The sequence below is a fragment of the Azohydromonas lata genome (genome assembly GCF_034427735.1).
GTDB classification, from domain to species: Bacteria; Pseudomonadota; Gammaproteobacteria; order Burkholderiales; family Burkholderiaceae_C; genus Azohydromonas; species Azohydromonas lata.
Genome location: NZ_JAXOJX010000089.1, coordinates 1 through 26,692, shown reverse-complemented (window position 1 = coordinate 26,692; position 26,692 = coordinate 1). Strand labels below are relative to the sequence as shown.

19 protein-coding genes are annotated in these 26,692 nt (G+C 68.2%); 9 read left to right on the top strand and 10 right to left on the bottom strand.

The window, feature by feature from the left end; all coding sequences use genetic code 11:
- From SM757_RS30640 to SM757_RS30610, 7 genes are all read right to left on the bottom strand, one after another.
- A partial coding sequence (locus tag SM757_RS30640; protein ID WP_322468248.1) for a beta strand repeat-containing protein occupies nt 1–4,584 on the bottom strand: 4,584 nt, incomplete at its 3' end.
- Nucleotides 4,585–4,687: 103 nt separating this feature from the next.
- Nucleotides 4,688–5,518: an efflux RND transporter periplasmic adaptor subunit gene (locus tag SM757_RS30635; RefSeq protein ID WP_322468247.1), complete on the bottom strand. Its 831-nt coding sequence runs from the start codon at nt 5,516–5,518 to the stop codon at nt 4,688–4,690.
- A 101-nt stretch (nt 5,519–5,619) separates the two neighbouring features.
- Nucleotides 5,620–7,128 (bottom strand): TolC family protein, encoded by a 1,509-nt coding sequence (locus tag SM757_RS30630; RefSeq protein WP_066341210.1) that lies wholly within the window; start codon nt 7,126–7,128, stop codon nt 5,620–5,622.
- A 297-nt stretch (nt 7,129–7,425) separates the two neighbouring features.
- Nucleotides 7,426–8,583, bottom strand: a complete 1,158-nt coding sequence (locus SM757_RS30625; RefSeq protein ID WP_066341219.1) for a hybrid sensor histidine kinase/response regulator — start codon at nt 8,581–8,583, stop codon at nt 7,426–7,428.
- Nucleotides 8,584–8,588: 5 nt separating this feature from the next.
- On the bottom strand, nt 8,589–9,182 hold the full coding sequence (locus tag SM757_RS30620; protein ID WP_322468246.1) for a chemotaxis protein CheB: 594 nt from the start codon (nt 9,180–9,182) through the stop codon (nt 8,589–8,591).
- Complete coding sequence (locus SM757_RS30615) at nt 9,179–10,030, bottom strand: CheR family methyltransferase (protein ID WP_322468250.1); 852 nt, start codon at nt 10,028–10,030, stop codon at nt 9,179–9,181. The genes SM757_RS30620 and SM757_RS30615 overlap by 4 nt, the downstream gene beginning before the upstream one ends.
- Nucleotides 10,031–10,041: 11 nt before the next feature.
- Nucleotides 10,042–13,215 carry a response regulator gene (locus SM757_RS30610; protein WP_322468245.1) on the bottom strand — a complete coding sequence of 1,058 codons (3,174 nt, stop codon included), beginning with the start codon at nt 13,213–13,215 and terminating at the stop codon, nt 10,042–10,044.
- Nucleotides 13,216–13,389: 174 nt separating this feature from the next.
- On the opposite strand from SM757_RS30610, the gene SM757_RS30605 reads away from it, so the two are divergent.
- Together SM757_RS30605 and lon are read left to right on the top strand one after the other, a co-directional pair.
- The gene (locus SM757_RS30605) at nt 13,390–13,797 is read left to right on the top strand and encodes an Hsp20/alpha crystallin family protein (protein WP_322468244.1); all 408 of its coding nucleotides are present in this window, start codon (nt 13,390–13,392) and stop codon (nt 13,795–13,797) included.
- Nucleotides 13,798–13,808: 11 nt separating this feature from the next.
- Nucleotides 13,809–16,277, top strand: coding sequence for an endopeptidase La (gene lon, locus SM757_RS30600; protein ID WP_322468243.1), 2,469 nt, complete (start codon nt 13,809–13,811; stop codon nt 16,275–16,277).
- A 29-nt stretch (nt 16,278–16,306) separates the two neighbouring features.
- On the opposite strand, the gene SM757_RS30595 is transcribed toward lon, so the two are convergent.
- Nucleotides 16,307–16,762 carry a hypothetical protein gene (locus tag SM757_RS30595; RefSeq protein WP_322468242.1) on the bottom strand — a complete coding sequence of 152 codons (456 nt, stop codon included), beginning with the start codon at nt 16,760–16,762 and terminating at the stop codon, nt 16,307–16,309.
- Between the two features lie 468 nt (nt 16,763–17,230).
- Between SM757_RS30595 and SM757_RS30590 the strand changes: the two genes are divergently transcribed.
- From SM757_RS30590 to SM757_RS30565, 6 genes are all read left to right on the top strand, one after another.
- Complete coding sequence (locus SM757_RS30590; RefSeq protein WP_322468241.1) at nt 17,231–18,550, top strand: porin family protein; 1,320 nt, start codon at nt 17,231–17,233, stop codon at nt 18,548–18,550.
- Nucleotides 18,551–18,627: 77 nt separating this feature from the next.
- Nucleotides 18,628–19,587, top strand: a complete 960-nt coding sequence (locus SM757_RS30585) for a DUF6685 family protein (RefSeq protein ID WP_322468240.1) — start codon at nt 18,628–18,630, stop codon at nt 19,585–19,587.
- 615 nt (nt 19,588–20,202) lie between these two features.
- Nucleotides 20,203–21,459 (top strand): beta-galactosidase, encoded by a 1,257-nt coding sequence (locus SM757_RS30580; RefSeq protein ID WP_322468239.1) that lies wholly within the window; start codon nt 20,203–20,205, stop codon nt 21,457–21,459.
- An 18-nt stretch (nt 21,460–21,477) separates the two neighbouring features.
- Nucleotides 21,478–23,103, top strand: a complete 1,626-nt coding sequence (locus tag SM757_RS30575; RefSeq protein WP_322468238.1) for a glucan biosynthesis protein — start codon at nt 21,478–21,480, stop codon at nt 23,101–23,103.
- Between the two features lie 59 nt (nt 23,104–23,162).
- The gene (locus SM757_RS30570) at nt 23,163–23,744 is read left to right on the top strand and encodes an LOG family protein (protein WP_322468249.1); all 582 of its coding nucleotides are present in this window, start codon (nt 23,163–23,165) and stop codon (nt 23,742–23,744) included.
- 185 nt (nt 23,745–23,929) lie between these two features.
- A complete protein-coding gene (locus tag SM757_RS30565; protein ID WP_322468237.1) occupies nt 23,930–24,955 on the top strand; it encodes a methyltransferase in 1,026 nt (341 codons plus the stop codon).
- A 33-nt stretch (nt 24,956–24,988) separates the two neighbouring features.
- Here SM757_RS30565 and SM757_RS30560 read toward each other — a convergent pair whose 3' ends face one another.
- Nucleotides 24,989–25,891, bottom strand: a complete 903-nt coding sequence (locus SM757_RS30560) for a LysR family transcriptional regulator (protein ID WP_322468236.1) — start codon at nt 25,889–25,891, stop codon at nt 24,989–24,991.
- A 93-nt stretch (nt 25,892–25,984) separates the two neighbouring features.
- On the opposite strand from SM757_RS30560, the gene SM757_RS30555 reads away from it, so the two are divergent.
- The gene (locus SM757_RS30555; RefSeq protein WP_322468235.1) at nt 25,985–26,245 is read left to right on the top strand and encodes a 2Fe-2S iron-sulfur cluster-binding protein; all 261 of its coding nucleotides are present in this window, start codon (nt 25,985–25,987) and stop codon (nt 26,243–26,245) included.
- 165 nt (nt 26,246–26,410) lie between these two features.
- On the opposite strand, the gene SM757_RS30550 is transcribed toward SM757_RS30555, so the two are convergent.
- Nucleotides 26,411–26,692 (bottom strand): hypothetical protein (locus SM757_RS30550; protein ID WP_322468234.1); only part of this gene is annotated, 282 nt, incomplete at its 5' end.

The window sequence follows — 26,692 nt, the reverse complement described above, 5'->3', positions numbered from 1 at the left end:
GGTGTCAGAGACAGTCAGCGAGCCCGTGCGCGTGAGCTGAATGCCCGGCGTGAGGGCATCGGTGTCGGAATCTTCAGTCAGAGCAGCTTGAGCGTTGACGCCGTTGGTGCCCGCGTCGATGGTGGCCGCGTCGTTGACGCCAGTGATGACGATGGTGATGGTCTGCGTCGCGGTGCCGTCCAGGCTTTGGACGGTGAAGGTCTCGGTGTGCGTTTCACCTTGCTTGAGCGCTTGCAGCGCGGCCAGGCTGTTGTCGACCGCGTAGTTCCAGGCGCCGGCGGCGTTGATGGTCAGTGCGCCCCAGGCGCCACCGCTGGTGGTGTCGGTGACAGTGGTGGAGAACTTGTCCTGGCCGGCGTCGGCATCAGAGACCGCCAGCGAGCCCGTGCGCGTGAGCTGAATGCCCGGCGTGAGGGCGTCGGTGTCGGCGTCTTCAGTCAGCGCGGCTTGGGCATCGGCACCGTTGGTACCGGCGTTGATGGTGGCGGCATCGTTGACGCCGGTGATGATGATGGTGACGGTCTGCGAAGCAGTGCCGTCCAGGCTTTGGACGGTGAAGGTCTCGGTGTGAGTCTCGCCTTGCTTGAGCGCCTGCAGCGCAGCCAGGCTGTTGTCGACCGTGTAGCTCCAGGTGCCGGCGGCGTTGATGGTCAGCGTGCCCCAGGCGCCGCCAACCGTGGTGTCGGTGACAGTAGTGGAGAACTTGTCCTGGCTCGCGTCGGTGTCCGAGACGGACAGCGAGCCCGTGCGCGTGAGCTGAATGCCCGGCGTGACGGCATCGGTGTCGGCATCTTCCGTCAACGCGGCCTGGGCGTTGACGCCATTGGTGCCGGCGTCGATGGTGGCCGCGTCGTTGACGCCGTTGATGACGACGGTGATGGTTTGCAATGCAGAGCCATCAGCGCTGAGAACCGTGAAGGTTTCGGTGCGGGTCTCGCCCGCCTGGAGTGCTTGCAGCGCGGCAAGGGTATTGTCGACCGAATAGCTCCAGGCCCCGGCCTCGGAGATGGTCAGCGTGCCCCACGCATCGGCCATGGGCGTAACGATGGTGGAAAACTTGGCTTGGCCGGCGTCGAGGTCGGAAACACTCAGCGTGCCGCCGGCCGTCAGGGCACCCGCGGTGACATTCAGGTCCTCAGTGACGGCCCCTTGCGCGGCATCGGGCAAGCCGTCGTTGTTCGTGTCGGTTGCAGGACCTATGGTGGCCCAGTCGTCCTCACCCTGAATCTTGATGGTCAGAACGGCAGCGGCCGTCTGGAATCCGCTGACAGCGACGCCCCGGTCCCGCACGGTGTAGAGAAACTCATCCGAAAGCGGCACATCGGTCGCTCTCAACTGGTTGACTGCGAGATTGGTGTTGTCAACCGTGTAGGTCCAGCTGCCGTCGGCGTTGAGGGTCAGCCAGCCATAGCTGCCGCGCAAAGCTGTGCCCAGCGTCCCTGCGGTGCCGGCACCCGCGATGGACCCGGTCCGGATGGCCGTCACGCTCAATTCCGAAGCAAGGTCATCAATGTCCGTGTCGTTTGCCAGCACGTTGCCGCCGGGATCGTAGCCGGACAACGCGTTGTTGAGGCCGCCAGCCTCGGTGGCCGTTGCCGTGTCGGCGCTGGCCACGGGCGCGTCGTTGGCGCCTTGGATCGTGACGGTGAGGGTCGAAACGTCCTTCAGCGACGAGTTGTTTTGAATCTTGTAGTTGAAGGTCTCCGTCAGCGTCTGGCTGCTGTCGCGCAGCGCCTGGACGTCGGCGTTGTTGTTGTCCACCACGTAGGTGTAGTCGCCGTTGCTGCGCACATAAAGGGTGCCGTAAAGACCCGTGACCTTGGCATGGTAGGTGGTGTAGCCGCTGTCAGTGACGCCACCCGTGCTCGCAGGTACGCTGGTTTCGGCATTCGTCGTGACCGGCCAGGCGGCAATCAGGGTGGTGCTCGTGGTGTCGTTGGCCAGCAGCGACAGCGGTCCGCCGCCGGTGGTGCCGCTGCCCACGGGGTTGGTGCCTGCGCTGTTGTTGGTTCCACCCGCCTCGACGGCGGTCACGGTATCGGCCACGGCATTCGGGTCCGATGCGGTCGAGCCGAAGACGGTGATGGAAAGCGTGGCGGCCGAGCTCACCGTGGCCGCGTCCTGCATCGTGTAATTGAAGGTCTCGACGGCCGATTGGCCCTGGTTCAGATTCGGGTTGTTCGCCGTCGGGGTATAGGTGTAGCTGCCGTCGGCTTTCAGTTGCAACGTGCCGTACTGGCCGACCAGCGTGTTGCCGACGGTGCCCGTGGAACGGAAAGTCAGCGCCTGATTGGCAATCGCAACCTGGCTGCTCAGCGTCACGGAGACAATCTGGTTCGTGACGGCGTCGTAATTGACCGCACTGACGGTAGGCGCGGTAGCCAGGCCCGTGCCGCCCACGGTCATGCCGGTGGCAATGGAGCCGTGAGGTGCCGACAGCACAACGGTGGCCGAGGACGGGTTCGTCGTGGAATTGACGGTGCCGGTGTAAACCGACGAGCCGAGGTTGGATGCGTCTGAGCTCGTGCTCAGCGCAAACTTGTCGCTGTTTTGCAGGCTGGTGCTGCTTGAGAACGTGAATGAAACGGTCTGGCCGTTACCCGTTTTCGTTGCAACGGTGATCCGGGTCGTGCCATCGCTGGCGTAGAGCGCCGTCGCGGCGCTGCCGTTCCAGCGATAGACGTAGTAGGTATTGGTCAGGTTGATGGAGTTGGCATTGCTGCCATCCATCGTGACGTTGAAAGACGCTGTGCCTTGCGACGATCCGGTCGCGCTGCCCGACAGCTCAAAAGCAGCGACGGCCTTCGTTTCGCCGTACTTGTCCTTGTCCGTGTCGTTGTTGAGCACGTTGCCCGTGGCTTGGAACCCCAGCGGATCGTCCGCGGCATAAGCGCTCGTGGTGCGCAGGGACTCCTTCGCCGTGTTGTAGTCGTTCTTGCCTTGCGGTGCGTCGTTCTCGCCCTTGATCACGATTTTCAACGTGGTGGTGGAAGCGGCACCGGCCTTGTCCACCATGCGGTACGTGAACGTGTCGCTGAGCGTGTTGCTGCTCTGGCGCAGGGCTTCGACGGCCGAGTTCGAGTTGTCTACCACATAGCTGTAGTTGCCGGAGGCATCCATCGTCAGGCTGCCGTACAGGCCGGTGACCGAGCGACTGGTTGACGTGGTCGGATAGCCGATCACTTGGTCGGCCAACGTGGTGCCCACGGCGACGACGCGCTTGATCTCGTTGGTGGTGTCCGGGTCCGTGTCGTTGGTCAGCACGTTGCCGCTGGGATCCACACCAGCCTTGTAGTTGCCGCCCGTGTCAACGCCGGCCTCGGTGGCATTGGCCGTATCCGCCACCGCGGTGGGACTCTTGTTTTGCAAGATGAGCGCGTTCAGCGCTGAATCCACCCGGTCGGACGAAGAGCCGACGTTCTTGAGGGTATTGGCGACTTGCGTGCCGCCCAAGCTGTTGAAGTAGGCCTGGTCCACCACCAGGACGAAACCCACGTTGTCGGCCACGTTGCCGTCGCCGTCCTGGTTGCCATCGGTTTGCGCCGCTTGCAGGCTTGTGAAATCGTTGTCCGTCCAGAAATAGAAGCCCTTGACGACACCGCCGGACTTGATGGGACGGCTGATCCAGCCGTAGTAGTCCACACCGTTGATTTTCAGCGCGACGACGGACACGTCGTTGCCGCTGAAATTGCGGCTGTTGAAGTTGTTGTCGTCGATCTGGACGCTGGCCTGGGTCCCGGTGAAGACGAAGTCGAGGGAGTTCGCCTCCTTGCCGGCCGGCGTGGTGGCGGTGTTGACCCGGTAGGCATTGACGAAGGTGTAGCTCGCCAGCTCCAACTCCAGGCTTTGGCCTTCCAGCATCAGCGTGGCGTGATCGTTGTCGGCGCCGACGCGGTCGGGATCGCCGCCCAGGAGCGCTGCGGCGAAGCGCTCTCCCTCGTCGCCCGGCGTGTCGCGCGTGCCGTTGAGGCGGGCGTCCAGGCTGTGGCCCACTTCCTCCAGCAGTACCGACACGAGGCCCTGGACACTGGTTTCGGCGGCCCAATCGCGGTTGAGCAGGATGAGCGGCTGACCGGTCAGGCCGTTGCGCGAGAAGGCAGCCATGGTGCCGGCGAGCTCATGCTCGGACACGAAGCTCACCTGCACGCCGTAGCGGCCTTCCGCGATGTCCTGGCGCAGCGTCTGTGCGGCTTCCACCCAAGCTGCCGAAGCCTTGTCCTGGCCGCCATTGAACCTGGCGAAAAGCTGCTCGACCGCACCTTCCTGTGCCATGAAATTGGTCAGCAACTGCTTGACCTGGGCACCGGCGGTTTCCAGGGCGCTGGCGAGGCCGCCGGTATCGGCCGGGAATCGCAGAAGCACTTCCTGCACCGCCGGCGCGTGTGCTGCGGCTGGAGCGTGAGGCGCCGTGGCCTCGGCGGCGGGCGCTGGCTCCGCCACCGCCTTCTTGTCCACCAAGGGCTGTGCCTCGGTCACCTTTTGCACCACGTCGGCCACCGCTGCCGCGTCGAACATCAGGCGGGCTTCCAATGCCCAGGCACGGGGCAGAGGCGATGCGGGCTTTTTCCAGGAAGGCTTGGACATGGGGCAGCGGCGGTCTAGTTGTATGGAGTGGCGAGCCGGAGCAGGCGGTGGGATCGGGGCGACTGTTCTTGGTGACGTGTGCGCCGTTGGCGCACCAGCCGCGTCAAGGCGTGCGTTGCAGCACCAGGCGGCCGCTCATGCCAGCCATGAGCTCGGCGGGGCGGCCTTCGATGGCGGCCACCACCTTCACGGACTGGCTTACAGGGTCCACGCGGGCGCCCATGCGCTGCACGCGCGCGGGGTAGGTGCGGCCGGTCTCGTCCACGGCGATCTGCACCGCAGCGCCGGTGCGCACCTGCGACAGCCAGCGCGAAGGCATGATGAATTCGACTTCCAGCACGCTGTCGTCGATGATCTCCAGCAGCGTCTGGCCCGCCTGCACGTACTGTTGTTCACGCACCTTCTGCTCGGCCACGCGGCCGGAGAACGGTGCGGTGATGGAGCACTTGCTCAGCACCACCTGCATCTGTGCCACCTCGGCGCGCTGCTTGGCGACTTCACCTTCGGCGTTCTCCAGTTCCTGCCGCCCGGTGGCGTTGAGCTCCAGCAGCCTCGTCTGGGTGGCTTGCTGTTTGGTGGCCACGTCCAGCGCCACGCGGGCGCGCGCAAGCTGTGCCTGCTGCAGGCTGCAGTCGAAGCTCACCAGGGATTGCCCGGCTTTGAAGGCCGCGCCCTCGCCCATGGGCAGGCGCTGCACGCGAGCGCCAATCTCCGCGGCCACGGTGGTGAACCGGCGCGGAGAGAGCTGCGCGCGCACCTCAGGGGCGGCCTCCAGCGGGCTGGGCGCAGCGGCAGGGTAGGACACTGGCGCCAGCGCGGCCACCTTGGCCGGCTGCAATTGCGGCTGCGGCTTGGGCGGGTCGGCCTGAGCCGACAGCAGCGAGCCCAGCAGCAGCGTGGCGGCCAGGGCGGGTCGAACGAACGGAGTGTTCATAAAGGCTTTATCAATGAGGTTTTGGCCCGCAGGGAGCGCGTCCTGCGGGCCTGAGCATCTGGCGCGGCGCGAACCTGGGTCGAGAACGCAACGGGCGCTGCTCAGCGGGCTTGCGCGGCCGTCGGCGTCGCGCTGAGTTGCGTGTGCAGCTCGGAGGCGATGCGGGCCAGGCTCATGTCGTCGGTGCTGTTGGGCAGCAGGTCCACGCCAAGGGTTGCCTGCAGCTTGCTTTGCGCGGCGTGCACCTGGGCCAGCGCCTGGTAGCGGCGCAGCAGGCTCACGATGGTGGTGGTCTGCGCGGCCACGCGTTCGAGCTTGGAGCCGGCCTGGGCCTGCTCGCGGCTGGCGAGCTGGCGGGTGATCTTGTCGTCGAGCTTCCACAGCGCGTCGGCCCGCTCGAACTGCTGGCGCGCGCCCACCAACTGCTCGCGCGCCACGTGCACCTGGGCCACGGTGGCCACGTGCGAGGCCAGGCGGCGCTGGTCGGCCAGCGCGATGCCGGCCTCGGCCGCGCGCTTTTGCGCGGGCAGCGCCAGCAGGTTGAACACGTTGTAGGACACCTGCACGCCGGCTTCGGCCCAACCGTTGTTGACCAGATACTTGTCCGTGTCGTAGCGCGGGCCGGCGTTGAAGCTGATGTTGGGGTAGGCGCGGGCGATGACCTTGCGGGCCTCCGTGGCGGCGATGCGGCGCTGGTAGACCTGCTCGCGCAGGTCGGGGTTCTGTGCCAGCGCCATGTCCTCCATGGCCTCGGCAGACATTGCCAGCGGGTCGCCCTCGGGCTGCTCCTTGTCCACGGCCAGCGTGGTCTGTTGCATCACCGGGGCATTGATCAGCGCCGCGAGCTCGAAGCGCGCGGTGCCCAGCTCGTGCTGTATGGACTCCAGCAGCCGCATGTTTTCGGTGAGCTGGCGTTGGTAGCGCAGCGACTCCAGCGGCGCGCGCAGCCGCTCGGCCTCGGCCTTGCGGGCATCCTCCAGGGCTTCTTCGGCCAGCTTGAGGCTGTCCTGCACGTCGCTCTGCAGGCGCTGCGCGCTGGCCACGCGCCAGAAGGCCACGCGCACGTCCTGGACGAGTTGATGGGTGGCCTTGCGGCGACGCTCGGCGGCGGCCAGCACGCGGTCGGCGGCCTGCTCGCTGGAGTACTGGGCCAGGCTGAAGTCCAGCAGGCTCCAGCTGAGGTCGAGCTGGCTCACGAGGTGGCGGCGCTCTTGCGACAACTGGGGCGCCGCGCCGGTGGGCACGCCGTCGAGGTTGGTGCTCAGGGAAATGCGGTCGCTGTCGCGCGCGGTGTAGCCGGCGGAGGCCAGCAGCTTGGGCAGCAGGTCGTAGCGGCTGGCATCGAACTGCTGCGCGGCCAGTGCCTGCTCCAGCAGCCGGGCGCGGCGTTCCAGGTTGTACTTCAGAGCGCGGGCAATGGCCTCGTCCAGCGTCAGCGTGGCCGCCAGCGGCTCCACGTCGCGCTGGACGGCTTCACGGTCCTGCAGAAGCTGGGACTGGATCTCGTTGGCTTGCAGCGGCTTGGGCTGCGGCGGCTGCAATTGAGCGCAACCACTGACGGCCAGCACGGTGGCGGCTGCCACGGCCGAAACGAGGGGAAAACGGGACATCAAAACTCCGCGAAACGCTGGGCCGGCCGCCATGCAGGGCAGCCGGCAGATGAACAAGAGGCTCCATCGCGGCGGCCTGCGCCTCGATGATGGCCATTCACACCACAGGCGGCGGAAGATGCATGTCTCCGCCTCGACATCCCATCAACGGACGTGCTGGCGGCATGTTGAGCGTTTCGTTAAGCGGCGTATCCGGAGTTCACAAAGGTTTGACAATTGACCCGCGCTGCGCGTGCGTTTGTTCCGCGGCTTGTGTCCGAAGGGTGTCGCAAGCCGCGCAAAGGGGCCGAACGAGGTTCAGTTCCGGTCGCTGGCAGCCAGGGTGGTGCGCGGCAGCACGACTTCGAATTCCACGCCCGCGACCGTGTTGCGCCCCTCCACGCGCCCGCCGTGGGCCACGACGAACTGGCGAACGATGTACAGGCCCAGCCCCAGGCCGTCGCCGCCCTCGCGGGCACCCTTGAAGGGGTCGAACAGCCGTGGCAGGGCGTCCTCGGCCAGGCGCCCGGCGTTGCGGACGATGAAGCGCAGCGTGCGCGCGTCGCTGCCGTCCAGGTGCACGCGCACCGGTTGCTCGGCCTCGCCGTACTGCAGCGCATTGCCCACGAGGTTGGAGAACACCTGGGCCATGCGGTCCGCATCGAAGCTGGCGTGCATTTCGCCTTCGGCCGTGAGGTCCAGGGTGGCACCCGGCGTGGCCTGGCGCAGCTCGGCCACGGCGCCCTCGGCCACGGTGCGCAGGTCGTGCACCTGGCGGTCCAGCGCCAGCGCGCCGGAGCGTATGCGGGAGAAGTCCAGCAGTTGCCCGATCATCTGCGACATGCGGCGGCCGCTGTTCTTGACGCGCTGGGCGGCCTTGCGCGCGGCGTCGCTGCCGGCCAGGTGCTGCAGCACCTCCGCGCTCATGAGGATGGCCGACAGCGGCGTGCGCAGGTCGTGCGAGAGCACGGCCATCATCACCTCGTTGAGTTTCAACAGCCGCTCCAGCTCCTCGTTGCGCTGGCGCAGCAGCCGGCGCTGGCGGTGCAGCTCCACGAACACGCGCACCTTGCCCAGCAGCACATGGGGCTCCAGCGGCTTGTGCAGAAAGTCCACCGCACCGGCCTCGTAGCCGCGGAAAAGGCGCACCGGGTCGCCGGGCGAGGCGGTCACGAAGATGATGGGGATGTCGCGCGTGCGGCTGGAGCCTCGCATGAGCTCGGCCAGGGCAAAGCCGTCCATCTCCGGCATCTGCACGTCCAGCAGCGCCAGCGCCACGTCGTCATGCTCCAGCAGCAGCTCCAGCGCCTGCGCGCCTGACGAGGCGGTGAGCAGCTCCAGGCTGGGCATGCTGGGCTGCTGGAGCAGGGCCTGCATGGCCAGCAGGTTCTGCGGCACGTCGTCCACCACCAGCAGCTTGACGGGTTGGTCGGCCGCGGTGGCGGCGTCTGCGCGTGTGGAGCTGTTGGTTTCCATGGCAATCATTTTGTGCAGGCCGCCAGGCGGCGGCACATGTCGTCTAAGGTGAGCACGGCGTCGGCGCCGGCATGGGCCAGCGCCGCGGCGGGCATGGTGGGGACGCTGGCGCTGCTTGGGTCCTGCACCCAGGCCTGGCCGCCGCGGGCGCGCACGGCGGCCAGGCCCGCGCTGCCGTCGTTGCTGGCACCCGTGAGCAGCAGGGCCAACAGTCGCGGGCCATAGGTGGCGGCCGCCGATTCGAACAAGGGGTCTATGGCGGGCCGGGAAAACAGCACCGGCTCGTCCACCGACAGCGCCAGCGTGAGGTCCGGCTCCACCAGCAGGTGGTAGTCCGGCGGCGCCAGCGTCACCGTGCCGCCGCGCACGGGCTGCTTGTCCAGGGCCTCGGCCACCGGCAATGCGCAGCCGGCCCCCAGCAATTCGGCCAGGCGGCTCTCGCGTCCGGGCGAGAGGTGCAGCACCACCAGCAGCGCGGGCGCGAAGCCGGCGGGCAGCGACCCCAGCAAGGCCTGCAAGGCCTGCACGCCGCCGGCCGAGGCGCCCAGGACCACGGCGTCCGCGTCGCGCTGGGGGTTGAATTCGTGGGACGGCGTCATGGGCGGCGGCGGTAGATGCGCTGCTCGGGGCACCAGGGCTCGAAGCCTTCGGCATGGGCGCTGAAGCTCAGCGACTCCCGGTTGCCCAGCCCCAGAAAGCCGCGGCGCACCAGCGCCTCGCGGAACAGGCCCAGCGCACGGTCCTGCAGCGCGCGGTTGAAGTAGATCAGCACGTTGCGGCAGGAGACGAGGTGCACCTCGGAAAACACGCTGTCCGTGGCCAGGCTGTGGTCCGCAAACACCACCTGGCGGCGCAGCGCGCGGTCGAACGCCGCGCCGTGGGGCGAGGCGGTGTAGTGGTCCGACAGCGACCCCGTGCCGCCCGCGGCGAGGTAGTTGCGGCTGAAGTCGGCCATGCGCTCCAGCGGGAACACCCCCGTTTCGGCGCGGCGCAGCGCGGCCGGGTCTATGTCGGTGGCGTAGACGATGGTGCGATCCAGCAAGGCCTCCTCCGCCAGCATCACGCACAGCGACCACACTTCCTCGCCGCTGCTGCAGCCCGCCACCCAGACCTTGAGCGACGCGTAGGTGCGCAGCAGCGGCACCACCTGCTCGCGCAGCGCGCGCCAGTAGGGCGGGTCGCGGAACATCTCCGACACGTGCACCGTGAAGAAGCGCAGCGCCTGCTGGAAGGACGGCGGCTCGCGCAGCAGCCGGTGCTGCAGTTGCGACAGGCTGTCGCACTGGAAATGCTGCAGCGCCTGGCGCATGCGCCGGCGCATGGAGGCGATGGCGTAGTCGCGGAAGTCGTGCTGGTAGCGCAGGTACACGGCCTCCAGCAGCAGCTTCACTTCCAGGTCGAACAGCTCCGTGTCGGCGGCGTCGTCGCGCGCCTCGTCGGGGGGCATGGTTGGCGTGCTCACTTGGGACACCACACGCGGCACAGCGAGATGAGCCGCTCCACGTCAATGGGCTTGGCGATGTAGTCGTTGGCGCCGGCCTCCAGGCAGCGCTCGCGGTCCTCCGGCATGGCCTTGGCCGTGAGGGCGATGATGGGCAGGTCGGACCAGCGTGGTTGTGCGCGTATCTTGCGCATGGCCTCCAGGCCGTCCATCTCCGGCATCATGATGTCCATGAGCACCAGGTCGATGTCCTGGCTCTCCAGCCGCTGCAGCGCCTCGCGGCCGTTGCGGGCGATCTCCATGCGCACGCCCAGCGGCTCCAGCACGCTGGAGAGGGCGAAGATGTTGCGCGCATCGTCCTCGGCCAGCAGCACGCGGCGGCCGTCGAGCACGCTGTCGCGCTTGAGGGCGCGGCGCAGCATCTGCTGCTGCTCCGGCGGCAGCGCGGACTCCACGCTGTGCAGGAAGAGGGTCACCTCGTCCAGCAGCCGCTCCGGCGAGCGCGCGCCCTTGACGATGATGGATTTCGAATAGCGCCGCAGCCGCTGCTCCTCGTCGCGCGTGAGCGTGCGGCCGGTGTAGACGATGACGGGCGGGAAGGCCCTGTCATGCATGGCCGCCATGCTGTCCAGCAGGTCGTAGCCGCTGCCGTCCGGCAGCGCCAGGTCCGTCACCATGCAGTCGAACGTGGTGGCGCGCAGCGCCTGCAGCGCTTCGGCCATGGTGCCCACGGCCGTGATCTGCAGCGCGCCATCGGCCAGCAGCTTTTGCAGGCTCGCGCGCAGCGTGGCATCGTCCTCCACGATCAGGAGGCGGCGCAGCGGCTGCTGCAGCCGCTGCTCGATGGCGTGTATGGCCTGCGCCAGCGTCTCGCGCGTGGCGGGCTTGAGCAGGTGGCCCACGGCGCCCAGCTCCATGGCGGTCTGCCCACGCTCCAGCGCCGAGGCGGTGTGCACCGGCACGTGGCGCGTGGCCGGGTCGCGCTTGAGCTGTTCCAGCACGGTCAGCCCCGAGCCGTCGGGCAGCATGATGTCCAGCAGGATGCCCTGCGGCTGCAGCTCGTGCGCCAGGCGCAGCGCGTCGGCGGCGGTGGGCGCGATCACGCCGTCGAACGCCTGCTCGTGCACCAGTTTCAGCATGGCCTGCGCGACGTCCGGCTCGTCCTCCACGATGAGGATCAAGCGCCCGGGGTGGTTGCGCTGCAGACGATCGTCCAGTGCCGCGGCCACCGCCGTGTCGCCTTGCGCAGCCGTGGCCGTTGGCGCCACGCTGGCCGCTGCCTGTACCGGCGCGGGAGCGGGCACAGGCGTGGGCGCTGGTGACTGCGCGGCGGGCTTCCTGGCTTGCGCTGGAGCGGGCGAGGGCGCCGGCGGCGCGGCCGCCGTGGCGATGGCCGCCTGCGCCAGCGCCGCGGCCTGCGCGCTCATGTCCACGGGCAGTTCCAGCGTGAAAGTGCTGCCGCGGCCAGGCTCGCTTTGCAGCGTGATGTCGCCGCCCATGCGCCGCGCCAGCTCGCGGGCAATGGAAAGGCCCAGGCCCGTGCCGCCGTACTTGCGGCTGGTGCTGCCGTCGGCCTGACGGAAGGCTTCGAAGATGACTTCCTGTTGCTCGCGCGCGATGCCTATGCCCGTGTCGCGCACCGCAAAGCGCACGCGGGTGCCGCCCTCGGCCGCTTCCACGCGCAGCGCCACTTCGCCGCGGTCGGTGAATTTCACGGCGTTGGCCAGGAGGTTGCGCAGCACCTGCTGCAGGCGCTGGCGGTCGCCCACGAGCTGCGCGGGCGCGCCGGGGGCCATGTCCACCGTCAGCCGCAAGCCCTTCTGGCGCGTCATGGGCTCGAAAGTGATCCGCTTGCGCTCCAGCAGGTCGGCCAGCGTGATGGGTTCGGCCGAGAGGTCGGCATGGCCGGCCTCGATCTTGGAGAGGTCCAGGATGTCGTTGATGAGCACCAGCAGGTCGTTGTTGGCGTCGAACACGGCTTGCGCGTACTTCACCTGCTCGGCCGTGAGGTTGCCCTCGCGGTTCTCGGACAGCAGCTTGGTGAGGATGAGCGCGCTGTTGAGCGGCGTGCGCAGCTCGTGCGACATGTTGGCCAGGAACTCGGTCTTGTAGCGGCTGGCTTCCTCCAGCCGGCGGGCGTAGTCCTTGAGGTCGGTTTGCGCGCGCACGAGGTATTGCTTCTGCCGCTCCAGCGCCTGCGTCTGCTCCTCCAGTTGCACGTTGGTCTGCTCCAGCTCGGTCTGCTGGGTTTCCAGGCGGGCTTGCGAATCCTGCAGCGCGCGGGTGTGCTCTTCCAGCTCCTCGTTGGTGACGCGAAGTTCCTCCTGCTGGGTTTGAAGCTCTTCGCTCTGGCGCTGGGTTTCCTCCAGCAGCTCCTTCAGGCGCTGGCGGTAGATGGCGGTGCGCAGCGCCAGGCCCACGGGCTCGGCGCAGGCGCTCATGAGTTCCAGCTCGTGGGGATTGGGCGGCTCGCGCCGGATGAAGCCCAGCTCCACCAGGCCGCAGGAGCGGCCGTCGGCGGTGAGCGGCGCCAGCACCAGGTGGCGCGGCGCGCTGTGGCCCAGAGCGGTGGCCATGTCGAGGTGGCCGGGCGGCACATCGGCCACGGCGCGGGGCTGGGCATCGGCTTGCAGCATGCCGGCCGCCAGGCCGTGGTCCAGCGGCAGTTGGGCGGGCAGGGTGGCCTCGTCCACGCCGTGGCTGCCGCTGCGGTGCAGCGCGCCACCTTCCAGCCAGTAGAGCGCGCCCACCTGCGCGCCGGTGAAGTTGGCCAGCGCCTGCGCCGCGGAGTGCGCCAGCTCCTGCACGGAGCGCTCGCCCAACAGGGCGCGGCTCACCTGCGACTCGCCCTGCTGCAGCCACAGCAGCCGGCTGATTTCCTGGCGCACGTTGAGCACCCGCCACACCACACCGGCCACCGTGGCCATGATCACGGCGCTCAGGCAGCGGTTGAACAGGGCAAGCTGGAAATTCTGGCCAGGCGGCGAGATCCATATCCCCAACACGCCCAGCACCATGGCCACGCCGCCCACCACCAGCGGCGCCGCCGGGCGCGACTGGAACAGCGTCACGCCCACCGGGATGTAGTAGAGCGCCCACACGGCGTAACCGAGTGGGGTGAGAGCGTCCAGCGCAAGGATGCCCACCAGCAGCGCCACGGCCAGGATCAGGATTCGAACGTCTTTGGTCACTGCAATAGAGCTGTATGCAAACCGGCCCCAAGAGCAAATGCCGTGCCTTCTCCCGCCCTGACATCGCCCGAAGGGCCCGAAGGGCAGATGGGGGCGAAGCGGCTGCGCGCAAGGAGCGTTGATTGCGGCGTATCTGTCCCCAAGTGATGGCAAGTTCACTGTTCGTGAGGATTCATGGCAAGCAGAAAAGACTTGGATGCCTGGATGTGGGTCGAGGCCTGCGAGCTGATGGGGCGGGCCGAGCGCCTGCAGCGGCAGTTTTTCCAGCCTCCGCGCGGCGGCGCGTCCACCGCGGCCTGGGAGCCACCGGTGGACGTGTTCGAGGACGAGCGCGAGCTCGTCATCGTCGTGGCCATGCCCGGCGTGCCGGCCTCGCGCGTGCAGGTCGCGCAGGAGGGCGCCGCGCTGCTGGTGCGCGGCTCGCGCCCCATGCCGCTGTCGGCCTCCGGCCACGCGGTGCGGCATTTGGAGATTCCCTATGGCGCCTTCGAGCGGCGCATCGCGTTGCCGGCCGGCCATTTCCAGATGGGTCAGCCCGAGCTGGCCGATGGCTGCCTGGTGCTGCGACTGATCAAGATTTGAGGGAGTAAGCGATGGAACGCTTCAAGCCGTCCGCCCCGTTGTTCTCTTCGATGCTGGACTCCGCGACCGGTGCCGGGGCTGCCGCCTCGGCTTCGCCGTCGCCTTCGGCCGCCCCGGCGCGGCCGCCTTTGAAACCCATTCCGGAAGACGCACTGATCGTGCTGCCCCTGCGCGACGCCGTGGTCTTCCCCAACACCGTCGTGCCGCTGCTGGTGGGCCGCGCGCTGTCGCAGGCTGCCGTGCAGGAGGCCGTGCGCCAGGAAAAGCCCGTGGGCGCGCTGCTGCAGAGCAAGGCCGACGTGGACGACCCCCGCCCCGACGAGCTGCACTGGGTGGGCACCAGCGTGGCCGTGATGCGCTACCTGACCGCCCCCGACGGCACGCACCACCTGGTGGGCCGCGGCGTGCGCCGCTTTCGCGTGCTGCAGTTCCTGGAGGGCTGGCCCTTCCCGGTGGCGCAGGTGCAGTACATCGACGATCCGGCGCGCGGTGATCCGGAGATCGAGGGCCGCGCCCGCGCGCTCAAGGACCGCGCCATGCAGACGCTGCAACTGCTGCCGCAGGTGCCCGCGGAGATGAGCGCCGCGCTGCAGGCGCTGGAGCAGCCCGCGCAACTGGCCGACGCCGTCTGCAGCGTGCTGGACATCCCGGTGGCGGAGAAGCAGTCGCTGCTGGAGACCTTCGATCTCAAGTCGCGGCTGGACAGGCTGCTTGCCGCCGTCACGCACCGCCTGGAAGTGCTCAAGGTCTCGCGCGACGTGGCCGACCGCACGCGCGAGTCCCTTGGCGACGTCAACCGCAAGCACCTGCTGCGCGAGCAGATGCGCGTGATCCAGAAGGAGCTGGGCGAGGACGACGAGAACAGCGCCGAGATCGCCGAGCTGGATGCCGCCATCGCCGAGGCCGGCATGCCGGACGACGTGGAAAAGGCCGCCCGCAAGGAGCTCAAGCGGCTGGAGCGCATGCCCGAGGCCGCGGCCGAGCACTCCATGGTGCGCACGTATCTGGAGTGGCTGACCGAGCTGCCCTGGCGCAACCCGGAGCCCGCCGGCATAGACATTCCCGAGGCGCGGCGCATCCTGGACGCGGACCACTTCGGCCTGGAGAAGATCAAGCGCCGCATCCTGGAGCACCTGGCCGTCCACAAGCTCAACCCGAACGGGCGCAGCCCCATCCTGTGCTTCGCGGGGCCGCCGGGCGTGGGCAAGACCTCGCTGGGCCAGAGCATCGCCAAGGCCACGGGGCGCGCCTTCCAGCGCGTGAGCCTGGGCGGCGTGCACGACGAGTCGGAGATCCGCGGCCACCGGCGCACCTACATCGGCGCGCTGCCGGGCAACATCGTGCAGGCGCTGCGCAAGGCCGGCACGCGGCACACGCTGATCATGCTGGACGAGATCGACAAGCTCGGCGCCGGCGGCGTGCACGGCGACCCGGCCGCGGCGCTGCTGGAGGTGCTGGACCCGGAGCAGAACAACAGCTTCCGGGACACCTACCTGGCCGTGCCCTACGACCTGTCCAAGGTGATGTTCGTGTGCACGGCCAACATGCTGGACACCATTCCCGGCCCGCTGCGCGACCGCATGGAGGTCATACAGCTTCCGGGCTACACCAACCAGGAGAAGCTGGAGATCGCCCGCCGCTACCTGCTGCCGCGCCAGCTCGCCGCCGCGGGCCTGACCGAGGCGCAGTGCCGCGTCACCGACGCGGCACTGGCCGCCATCGTGGCCGACTACACCCGCGAGGCCGGCGTGCGCAACCTGGAGCGCGAGGTGGGCAGCGTCTGCCGCCACGTGGCGGTGCGCGTGGCCGAGGGCAGCGTGACGGCGATGACGGTGGACGCAGCCGACCTGCCGGCCGTGCTGGGCCCCAAGCGGTTCGAGCCCGAGGTGGCCATGCGCGCGGGCATTCCGGGCGTGGCCACGGGGCTGGCGTGGACGCCGGTGGGGGGCGAAATCCTCTTCATCGAGGCGGCGCGCACGGCGGGCAGCGGCCGTTTGATCCTCACCGGCCAGTTGGGTGACGTGATGAAGGAAAGCGTGCAGGCCGCGCTGTCGCTGGTGAAGGGCCGCGCGGGGGCCTTGGGCATTGCGGCGGAGGCGCTCGACCGAGCCGACGTGCACGTGCACGTGCCTGCGGGCGCCACGCCCAAGGACGGGCCCAGCGCGGGCGTGGCCATGTTCGTGGCGCTGACCTCGCTGCTCAGCGGCCGCCCGGTGCGCGCCGACGTGGCCATGACGGGCGAGATCAGCCTGCGCGGCCTGGTGCTGCCCGTGGGCGGCATCAAGGAAAAGGTGCTGGCCGCGCTGCGCGCAGGCATCAAGACCGTGATGCTGCCCGCGCGCAACCGCCGCGACCTGGAGGACATCCCGGAAGAGGCGCGGGCGCAGCTGGAGTTCGTGTGGCTGGAGCGGGTGGACGAGGCCGTCGCCCTGGCCCTGGAGCCGGCCGTGGCCGTCATGCAGGAGGAGGCGGCGGCCTGAGCTGGCGGCGCCGCGGCGCGGCTGGGCGCTCAGCGCGCCGGGCCGCCGCTGCCCTGGCCGCTGGGGCTGCCAGGGCTGCTTGCGCTCCCGCTGGCGCTGCTGCTTTGGCTGGAGCCCGCGCCGGTAGAAGGCCGCGCAGCGGCTGGCGGCCTGAGTCCCGGGCCGCTGCCGTTGGCCCCGTCCACGACGCGCCCGTCCAGGCCGGAGCCCGTGCCGTCGCTGCTGCCGCTGCGCGGCACCGTCCCGCCCGGCGCGGTGGGTGCGCCCGCGCCGCCCAAGCCGGAGCCGCCGTTGGGCGACACCACGATGGCGCCGCCGCTGGTGCCTCCCGGGCCCGTGGGCGTGCTGTTGCCGCTGGGATTGGCGCTGCCTCCCGTGCTGCCGTCGCCGCCGGTGGTGCCGCTGCCTTGCGCATGGGCCAGCGCGGTGGCGGCCAGGGCCAGGCCCGCCAAGGCCAGGCGCATGGGGTGATGGATGGCTCGCATGGACAACTCCTCGGGTGCCGTCGCTGCGACGGCTGCTGCCTTTCGGGGCAGCAAGCGGGGCGCCGGCTGAGCGTGGCCCTGCAGCGCCGGGCGACGCGGCAGGCCATGCAATGCGTTCGCCGCAAACGCGCTTTGAAATCCAGGCTGGCCGGAAAATCGCTTATGAATGGCCGGAAGTAAGCACAAGCGCCGTTACATTACTTGTGAATCAAGAATTGTCTGGAGCTTGGCCACCATTTTGGTTTGCAAGCGCATTTCCTGATCCATGTAAAACCCGCCAAATGGGCGGCGTGGCGAAATCGCGACGCCTGGAGGCGATGGCCTCGGCCATGACCTACCATCCGGCTTGCCTTCCTGAAATTAACGCCCGGCGCGGGGGAATGTATCAAACGCACACATGGCAAATGAGCTGTGTTGAGTTGCATGGGATTTCGGCCCGCGTCCAGGCTCCGCTGATGGAGACTCGCCGTGACCGACCACTTGCCAGGCAGGTATTTGACGCTGGCCGGCTGCCTGCTGCTGCTGGCGGCCGATATGGGTTGGGCGCAGCCCCGACCGTATGTCAATGTGCCTCAGAAAGACGCGCCCGTGGCGGCGCCCGTTGCGCCGGCGCAGGAAGAATCCAGCCCCTATTATTTGGGCGCCGCCGTCGGCCGTGGCCGGGATTCCAACGTTTTTCGCCTGCCCGAGGAGTTGGGCCCGCGCTCCGATTCCTACACCACCGGCTCCGTCCTGGCCGGCATAGACAAACCCATAGGCCGCCAGCGAATATTTGCTGACGTCACGGTGCGCCGCCAGCGTTTCAACACGCTCAAGGAATTGGACAACACCGGCCATAAATCCAGCGCCGGCGTGGACTGGGAAACGGTCGACAAGTTTTCCGGGCAGGTCAAGGCCGAGTCGGAAAGGACTTTGGCATCCTACGGTTCGCCTTTTGCGACCACCGTGCTGCGTGAGCGCAATATCAAGACCGAGCGGACCTTCACCGCCACGGCGCAGCGCGGCAACTTGCGCAGCAAGGTGCAGCCCTTCGTTGCCTTCAATTCACGCAAGACGGATTATTCCGCCGAGGCCTATCGTTTTCGCAACAACGACCGCAAGGCCGTGCGTGCCGGCGTGCGCTACCGGCCCAGCGATTTATTGACCCTGGGCGTGGCGGCCGTGGAAGCGCGGGGTGAATATCCATTTTCCCGATTTTCCACCGGCCTGCTGAGCGATCCGGACAAATACAAGAGCCACGGCATAGAGTTCACGGGCGATTGGGCCGTGACCGGCAAAAGCAACCTGGACGGCCGCATAGGCTACGAGCAGCGCAAATACGACCTTTCCACGCGGCGGGATTTCTCCGGTTTCAACGGCATGCTGCGCTGGCGCTGGCAGCCTACGGGCAAACTGAGCTTTGCCACCTCGCTGGTGCGCGATGCCGACGATACCGACCGACTGGTGCCCACCAGCGTGACCGAAGTGGCCACCGCCACCTCGCGCGTCACCAATACCGCCATTTTGGAAGGTAACTGGGCTGCAACCAGCAAGATCAGCGTCAACGCCAATTTGCGTTACAGCAACCGGAAACTGGTGAACCCGGTGGCGGATGCCGGTGGCGGCATTCAAAACCTCACCGGTACGGACAAAACCCGCCAAGCCAGCCTGGGCGCCACTTGGAATGCGACGCGTAATGTTTCCGCAGGCTGCAACGTCGGCCGCGAATCCCGCAGCACGAATTCCAACCTGAGTTTCCCTTTCAAGGCCAATACCGTGAACTGTGAGCTGACGGCCTTGCTGCGGTAATGCGGCTTCATTGTTGAAAATTCAGGCCCGCACCGATATGAATTCGGTGCGGGCCATTGACTTTTGGAAATTGGAACATGTTCAAGCGGGGTTTGGCACTGGTCACGACGCTGGTGCGCGAGCAATTGGGCGTGCCGGTGACGCTGCGGCGGTTCTTGCAGGAGCAAACCGAGGCTTTGCGCGCCGGGTTGGAAATATTGCCGGCAGGCTTGGCCGCTGGAAATATCACGTGCTGGCATGAATGGGGCGATGCCTGGCGCGACGGTGGCGAAGCGTATGAGCCCGGCGAGCTGCCGGGTTGGAAAACGCAGCACAATTTCAAATACAAACCCCAGCGCCAGGTGCGGCAAGATTTGTTGCGCCTGGCCACCGTCACGCGCCAGCCGCAGTGGCGGGGCGACATCCGCGACGTGGCGGGCCTGCAGGCCAACCGTGCGGAGCTGGTGAAATTCGATTCGCTGGACGTTTATGCGCAAACTCGCGCCCGCTCACACCTGAGTGAAATCACGCGCGCCCGTCTCAATGCGCTGCTGTCGCACAAGGAATTGCGGTTTCTGCGCCGGCCCAAGCCGGCGGAGTATTTTCTGCAGCCGCTGTGGGACGGCCGGATATTCCTGCTCAACGGCGGCGGCTCGCCGCAATTCGCGGCGGCACGCTTCATTGCCGGGCAGATTGGGCAGGCCGTGCCGCTGGCCGGCGAATTGCGCCAATGCTCGCTGGAACCGCTGGCCGTGAGCGGGCTGCGCCGGGATTTCGAGCTGTTCGCCTTGTCCATGCGCGACCCGCAGGCCATTGCCGGGCTGCACGACGCGCTGCGCCGCCTGCGCGCGCCTTATTTGTGGAAACCCATGCCGCAGCCCCACGCGCAGGCGCAGGTGCTGTTCCTGCCCCGGGAAGACCGCCGCGCCCAGGCCGCCGCGGCCGAGCTGCGCGCCGCCGGGCTGCCGGACGTGGGTAAGCACCTCTCGGCGCTGGTGCTGCGCCAGCACATCTACCTCGTGCGCCAGCGCGAGGGCACGCAGGCACAGGCGGCCTGAAGGGAGGCACAGGGCCCCCGTAAGCTCCCTGTGCCCCCTGCAGGCCTGGCGGCTCCCAAGCTGGGCTGCACGCTCCGCGTTCATGCTGTATCGAGTATTTGTGTTGGATATTTGTCAAAAGCTTTAATTACTAGAATAAGTCGCCACTGAATTGTTTGAAAATGAATGCGTTGGCGGATTGTTTGCCTCTGTACACCAATATAACCCGCCATCCCCACGGTTATTCTGTTTCGTGTATGCGCTGAAACATTGAAGCAATTTCACGCAAAAAAACTGACACGGTTAACCTGATCAAACCATTTTTCACCATTGGCGATTATGCAAGTTTTCGTACGCGCCAGTTTTTCGGTGAAGCGCGCTTAAAGTCCGCGGCTCGCGGGTGGGGTGTATGTCTCCATCCTGTCTTGAATATGCGGATTTGTGTGCCGGTACTTTCACCGGTGCCGCCACGGCGGCCTGGGCTGGTATATGCAGCCCAGCGTTCAACCATCCGCTGCATTTACAGCAAGTGAATACCGGATGCGCAGCATTCAATATCGCCCGCTTCTGGGCGTTTCCATTTTTTGTGCGGCCTCCCTTTTGGCGGCCTGTGGTGGCGGCGGTGACGCCGATGGCATGGAGCCCACGGCATCGCTGAGCACGAGCGAAGCCGCCCAGGGGCTGCAGGCGTCGTCGTCGGCGCCGTCGGACAGCCTGGCGACGGCTTCGCTGGCCGCTGCCGACGGCGGCGAGGACAGCGCGGACGAAGGCGCTATGTCCGTGGAGCCCGCGCCCTGGGAGCTGCAGGAGGACGAGGCGCTGTCGCAAGCCTTCTTCGCCAGCCAGCAGGCCAAACCGCTGTCGGCCGGCCTGGCCAGCGGCCAGCGCGTGAAGTGGAACCCCGGCCACTACATCGCCCTGAGCCGCCGCGATGACGCCTCCGTCATCCAGGCGCTCAAGGAAATCCAGCGCTTTCCGCAGGTCAAGGGCCTGCTGCTTCGCTACAACTGGCGCCAGATGGAGCCGCGCAAGGGCGACTACCAGTTCTCCGGCATAGACCGCGACATCCAGCTCGCCCGCGCCTACGGCAAGCGCGTCTTCATCATGGTGGAGACCAAGGCCTTCCGCGCCGGCGTGCGCGCCGTGCCGGACTACATGCACACCGGCGAGTACGACGGCGGCGCCTACAAGATCCGCATCAACGCCAAGTCCACCCTGGGCTCCAGCGACACCTACGGCGAGAACGCCGCGCTGCACAACAGCAAGGTGCGCGACCGCCTCATCGCGCTGACCACGGCGCTGGGCCGGCGCTACAACGCAAACAACTCGGTGGAGGGCGTGGCCTTCAACGAGACGGCCATGGGCCGCACGCTGCAGCCGCTGTCGCGCAAGCAGACCGACGCCTTCTTCGACAACCTCGCGCAGGTGGACACGGCCACGCGCCGCGCCTTCCCCAACACCGTGGTGCTGCAGTTCGTCAACTTCCCCGCGCCCTACATGCCGGGCCTGGTGGAGAACATGATCCGCTCCTCGGTGGGCGTGGGCGGGCCGGACACCTTCCTCAACGACCACGACCTCAACCGCGTCACCTACCCGCTCTACGACCGCGCCCGCGGCAAGGTGCCCATCGGCCCGTCGGTGCAGCCTGAGAACTACTTCGCCCGCTCGCACAACGGCCCACATTCACCCCCGAGCGTGAAGGAGTTGCACGCCTTCGCCCAAAATCGGCTGCACGCGAACTACCTGTTCTGGAGCCGCACGCTCATCCGCCCCTTGATGCCCTACAACCAGGTGCTGCGGATGTTCCAGTCGGAAGCCTTCCCCCGCGACGGCTCCGGCGGCTTGAACAGCGACTGTCCCTCGAACCTGGGCGCCTGCGTGAAGGCGCTCTGACGGAGAACACTTCAGCCGATGCATAGACGCCAATTCGCCCGCGCCGCCGCAGCGCTCGCCGCGTTCGGAATCCCGCTGCACCGCGCCTTTGCGGCCGAGGCCGCCGCGCCCAAGACGGCTGCGGCGGCCACACCCGCGGCGGCCGCGGCCTCCACGCTCACGCCGGCCCAGCCCTTCGATTACGCCTGGCTCAAGGGCCTGGCGCGCACCAAGGCCGCCGCGGCGTACAAGGCGCCCGCCGAGAACCTGCCGCGCGAGGTCGCCGCGCTGGACTGGGACCAGTACCAAGCCATCCAGTACCGCGACGACCACGCCTTGTGGGCGAATGACGCCGACAGCAATTTCCGGCTGAAGTTCTTCCACCTGGGCCTGTTCTTCAAGTCGGCCGTGCGCATGCACGAGGTGGTCGGCGGCCAGGCGCGCCAGCTCGCCTACGACCCGGAGATGTTCGACTACGGCAAGAGTGGCCTGCGCAACGTAAAGCTGCCGGCCAACCTGGGCTTTGCCGGCTTCCGGGTGGATTTCCATACCGACTGGCGCAGCGACGTGGCGGCCTTCCTGGGCGCGAGCTACTTCCGCGCCGTGGGCGGGGAGCGCCAGTACGGCCTGTCGGCGCGCGGCCTGGCGGTGGACACCGGCCTGGGGCGCGCCGAGGAGTTCCCCAGCTTCACCGACTTCTGGTTCGAGCGCCCGGCCGCGGGCAGTGACGTGATGACGGTCTACGCCCTCATGGACTCGCCCAGCGTGGCCGGCGCCTACCGCTTCGACATCCGTCCCGGCAACACGCTGGTGATGGACGTGGACGCGGCGCTGTACCCGCGCAAGGCCGTGGAGCGGCTGGGCATCGCGCCGCTGACCAGCATGTTCCAGTACGGCGAGAACGACCGCCGGGTGGCCAACGACTGGCGTCCCGAGGTGCACGACTCCGACGGCCTGGCCGTCTGGAGCGGGCAGGGCGAGTGGCTGTGGCGCCCGCTCACCAACCCCGCCTCGCTGCGCTTCTCGGCCTTCACCGACGAGAACCCGCGCGGCTTCGGCCTGCTGCAGCGCGACCGCGACTTCGACCACTACCAGGACGACGGCGTCTTCTACGAGAAGCGGCCCAGCCTGTGGGTGACGCCCAGGGCGGGCTGGGGCAAGGGCGCCATCAACCTGGTGGAGCTGCCCACCGACGACGAAACCAACGACAACATCGTCGCCTTCTGGAACCCCGCGCAGCCGCTGGTGCCGGGCGAGGAGCGGCTGTTCAGCTACCAATTGCACTGGGGCGCGCAGCCGCCCGCGATGCCGCGCCTGGCGCAGGCCGTGGCCACGCGCACGGGCCTGGGCGGCGTGGTGGGGCAAAAGCGCAGCTATTTCTCGCAGCGCTTTGCCGTGGACTTTGCCGGCGGCGACTTCAGCCTGCTCAGCGGCAACGCGCAGGTGGAGCCGGTGATCTGGGCTTCGCGCGGCCAGGTGGAGATCACGTCCGCCCGCCCGCTCAACGCCCTGCGCGGCTGGCGCGCCATGTTCGACCTGCGCCCCATGGACGACTCGGTGGAGCCCATAGAGCTGCGCCTGTTCCTGCGCTACCAGGGCCGCCCGCTCACCGAGACCTGGACCTACCAGTGGACGCCGCCCGCAGCGGCGCAGCGGGCGTTCTGAGCCCGCGTGCCGCGCGCCGGGTTACAACCCCGGTTTCTTGAAGGCGGAAGGTGTCGACGATGCGTGGCGTGGCGGTGTTTTGCGGTTCCAACTTCGGCGCGTCGCCGGCCTATGCCGAGGCCGCCGCGGCCCTTGGGCGGGAGATGGCCGCGCGGGGCCTGCGGCTGGTCTATGGCGGCACCACCAAGGGCCTCATGGGCGTGGTGGCCGACGCGGTGCTGGCCGCCGGCGGCTCGGCCACGGGCGTGATCACGCACAAGCTGCACGCGCGGGGCCACCTGCACGGCAAGCTCTCGGCGCACGAGCTCGTGCCCACCATGCGCGAGCGCAAGACGCGCATGGGCGAGCTGGCCGACGCCTTCGTGGCCCTGCCCGGCGGCCTGGGCACCTTCGAGGAGTTGTTCGAAGCCGCCACGCTCACGCAGTTGGGCGAGCACGTGAAAGCCTGCGGCGTGCTCAACGTCAATGGCTACTACGAGCCGCTGCGCGCCATGCTGGACCGCGCGGTGGCCGAGGGCTTCATGAAGGCCGAGCACCGCGACATGGTCGTGATCGAGTCCGACCCCGCGCGGCTGCTCGATGCCCTGGCCGCCTGGCAGCCGCCGGTGGTGGACAAGTGGATAGGCCAGCCCGGGTCGTGATGGGGTTCGCTCCGCGCTGAGCCCGTCCCGCCGCGCGTTCCACCTTGCGGGGGATGTCCTGTCCACCCCCCGGAACGATGCGCCAGGGCCCTGGCCTGCGGACACTGCGCTCCCGTTGCAGCCGCACTGCGACGCCGCTTCGACAGCGGCCTCCCACCCGCTCACGACCGCCAGGAGATCCACGCATGACCGCTTCGCTTTCCCCCGACCGCATCCTGCAGACCGGCGCCGCCTTCTGGGGCTCCAAGGCCCTGCTCTCCGCCGTGGAGCTGGGCGTGTTCACGGTGCTGGCCGAGGGGCCGCTCACCGGCGAGCAACTGCGCGTGCGGCTGGGCCTGCACCAGCGCGCCGTCCCGGACTTCTTCGACACGCTGCTGGCGCTGGGCTTCCTGCAGCGCGAGGGGCAGGGCGCGCGGGCCTGCTACAGCAACACGGCCGAGACGCAGCACTTCCTCGACCGCCGCTCGCCGGCCTACATGGGCGGCATGCTGGAGATGGCCAACGACAGGCTCTACCGCTTCTGGGGCGACCTCACCCAGGCGCTGCGCACGGGGCAGCCGCAAAACGAGATCAAGCACACGGGCGAGCCGCTGTTCGCCAAGCTGTACGAGGACCCGGCGCGGCTGGAGCAGTTCATGGCCGCGATGAGCGGCATCTCGGCCGGCAACTTCACGCTGCTGGCCGAGAAGTTCGACTTCAGCCCCTACCTGACGCTGGCCGACGTGGGCGGCGCCACGGGCCAGCTCGCCTGCCTGGTGGCGGCGCGCCACCCGCACCTGTACTGCACGTCGCTGGACCTGCCCAAGGTCACGGACATCGCGCGGCGCAAGATCGCCGAGCGCGGCATGTCCGACAGGGTGCAGGCGCAACCCTTTGACTTCTTCAACGATCCCTTCCCGCAGGCCGACGTCATCACCATGGGCATGATCCTGCACGACTGGAACCTGGAGAGGAAGCTGCAGCTCATGCGCAGGGCTTGGGCGGCCCTGCCGCCGGGGGGCTGCCTCATCGCGGTGGACAACCTCATAGACGACGAGCGCCGCCACAACGCCTTCGGCCTGCTGATGTCGCTGAACATGCTCATCGAGTTCGGCGACGCCTTCGACTACACGGGCGCCGACTTCAGCCGCTGGGCGCGGCAGGTCGGCTTCAGGCGCACCGAGGTGCTGCCGCTGGCCGGGCCGGGCAGCGCGGCCATCGCCTACAAGTAAAGGCCGCGCCGCGCCGCGGCAGGCCCGGCGGGCTCATGCGGCGAACAGTTCGACGATGAAGTTGCGCAGCCACACGTTGGCCGGGTCCTTGTGCATGCGGGCGTGCCAGAACAGGTTGATGGACGGCACGGGCATCTCCACGGGATGCGCCGCGTAGGACAGGCCAAAGGGCGCGGCGATGCGCTGCGCAAGCGTCTCGGGCACGGTGGCCAGCAGGTCGGTGTTCTGGACGATGTGGGCCACGGCCGTGAAGTGCGGCACGGTCAGCCGCACCCGGCGCTGCACCCCGCTGCGCTGCATCACCTCGTCGGCCAGGCCGTGCCCCGTGCCTTGCGCAATCACCGCCACGTGCTCGGCCGCGCAGAACTCCTGCAGCGTGATGCGCCGCTTGTCGAGTTGGTGGCCCTTGCGCATCAGGCAGACGTAGCGCGTCTGCAGGATGCGGCGCTGGAAGAACCCGGCCTTGAGTTGCGGCAGCAGGCCCACGGCCAGGTCCACCTTGGCCGCTTCCATCTCGTCCTTGAGGTTCACCGACGCATTGCGCACGGTGCTGATGGTGACGTTGGGCGCGGCCTGCATGAGCGCCGCCACCAGCCGCGGCAGGAACCAGATCTCGCCGATGTCGTTCATGCCTATGGTGAAAGCCCGCCGCGCGGTGGCTGGGTCGAAGCCGCTCTTCTGGTTGAGCGCACTGCGGATCATGCCCAGCGCGTAGCTCACCGACTCGGCCAACTGCTCGGCGTAGGGCGTGGGCTCCATCCCTTTGGGCGTGCGCGTGAACAAGTCATCGCCCAGCAACTTGCGCAGCCTCGCCAGCGCATTGCTCACCGCGGGCTGGGTCAAGCCCAGGTTCTCCGCCACCCTGGACACCCGTTTCTCGACCAGCAACTGGTTGAAGACGATCAGCAGGTTCAGGTCGATCTCTTCCAGCTCCATCGCCGCCTCTTCATTGATTTTGGTGATGCAGTGTATTCAGTCCAATCCATTGGCTGAATGTAGGCAAACTTGGAGCATGCACGCCATCGCTTCGTGCCACTACCGCACTGCCATGGAAGTCCTCGTTCAACCTCTGCAGCGCGGCTTGACGTCCAGCTCGGCACCAACCTGCTGGAAGTGCTGCGCGAGCACCAGCTGCCCCCGTCCTACAGCTGCACGGCCGGGCGCTGCGGCACCTGCCGCTGCCGCGTGGGCGAAGGCGAGGTGATGGACGGCGGCGCGCAAATGCAGCGCCCGCTGGCCGCGGACCCGCATCGACAACGACATCCTTCCAGCCCGCCGACCCGGCCGTGACAGGGATGGTCGCGGTGCTGCTCATCAACCACGGCCGCTGCGCCAGCGCCTCCCGGCGGCAGCGGGCACCGAAAAGTTCAAGCCCAGCCCTCTCGTGCCGCAAGCGCAAGGCGGGCGTGGTCGCTGAGCCGACGGCGGGCCGCCTCCACCGCGCCGGCGGGCCGCTCAGGCGGGCGCAGCGCCCAGCGCCTGGCGCAGCGTGGCCAGCGCGGGGCCGAAATCGAAGTTGTCGAGCTGCCTTGCCAGCGTCTGCATGCGCGGCCCAAGCGCTGCGCTCAGCAGCGCCTCGTGCTCCCGAAAGAGCTGCGTGCTGCTGAAGTCGTCCTCGGCCAGCAGCGCCTCCAGCCGCGTGGCCACGGCGCGGGCCTGCTGCAGCGCGGCCGGCGAAGGCGTGCCGGCGCGCTCGGCGCCGCCATCGTCCGCGGGCAGGGCGGCCGCCAGCGCGGT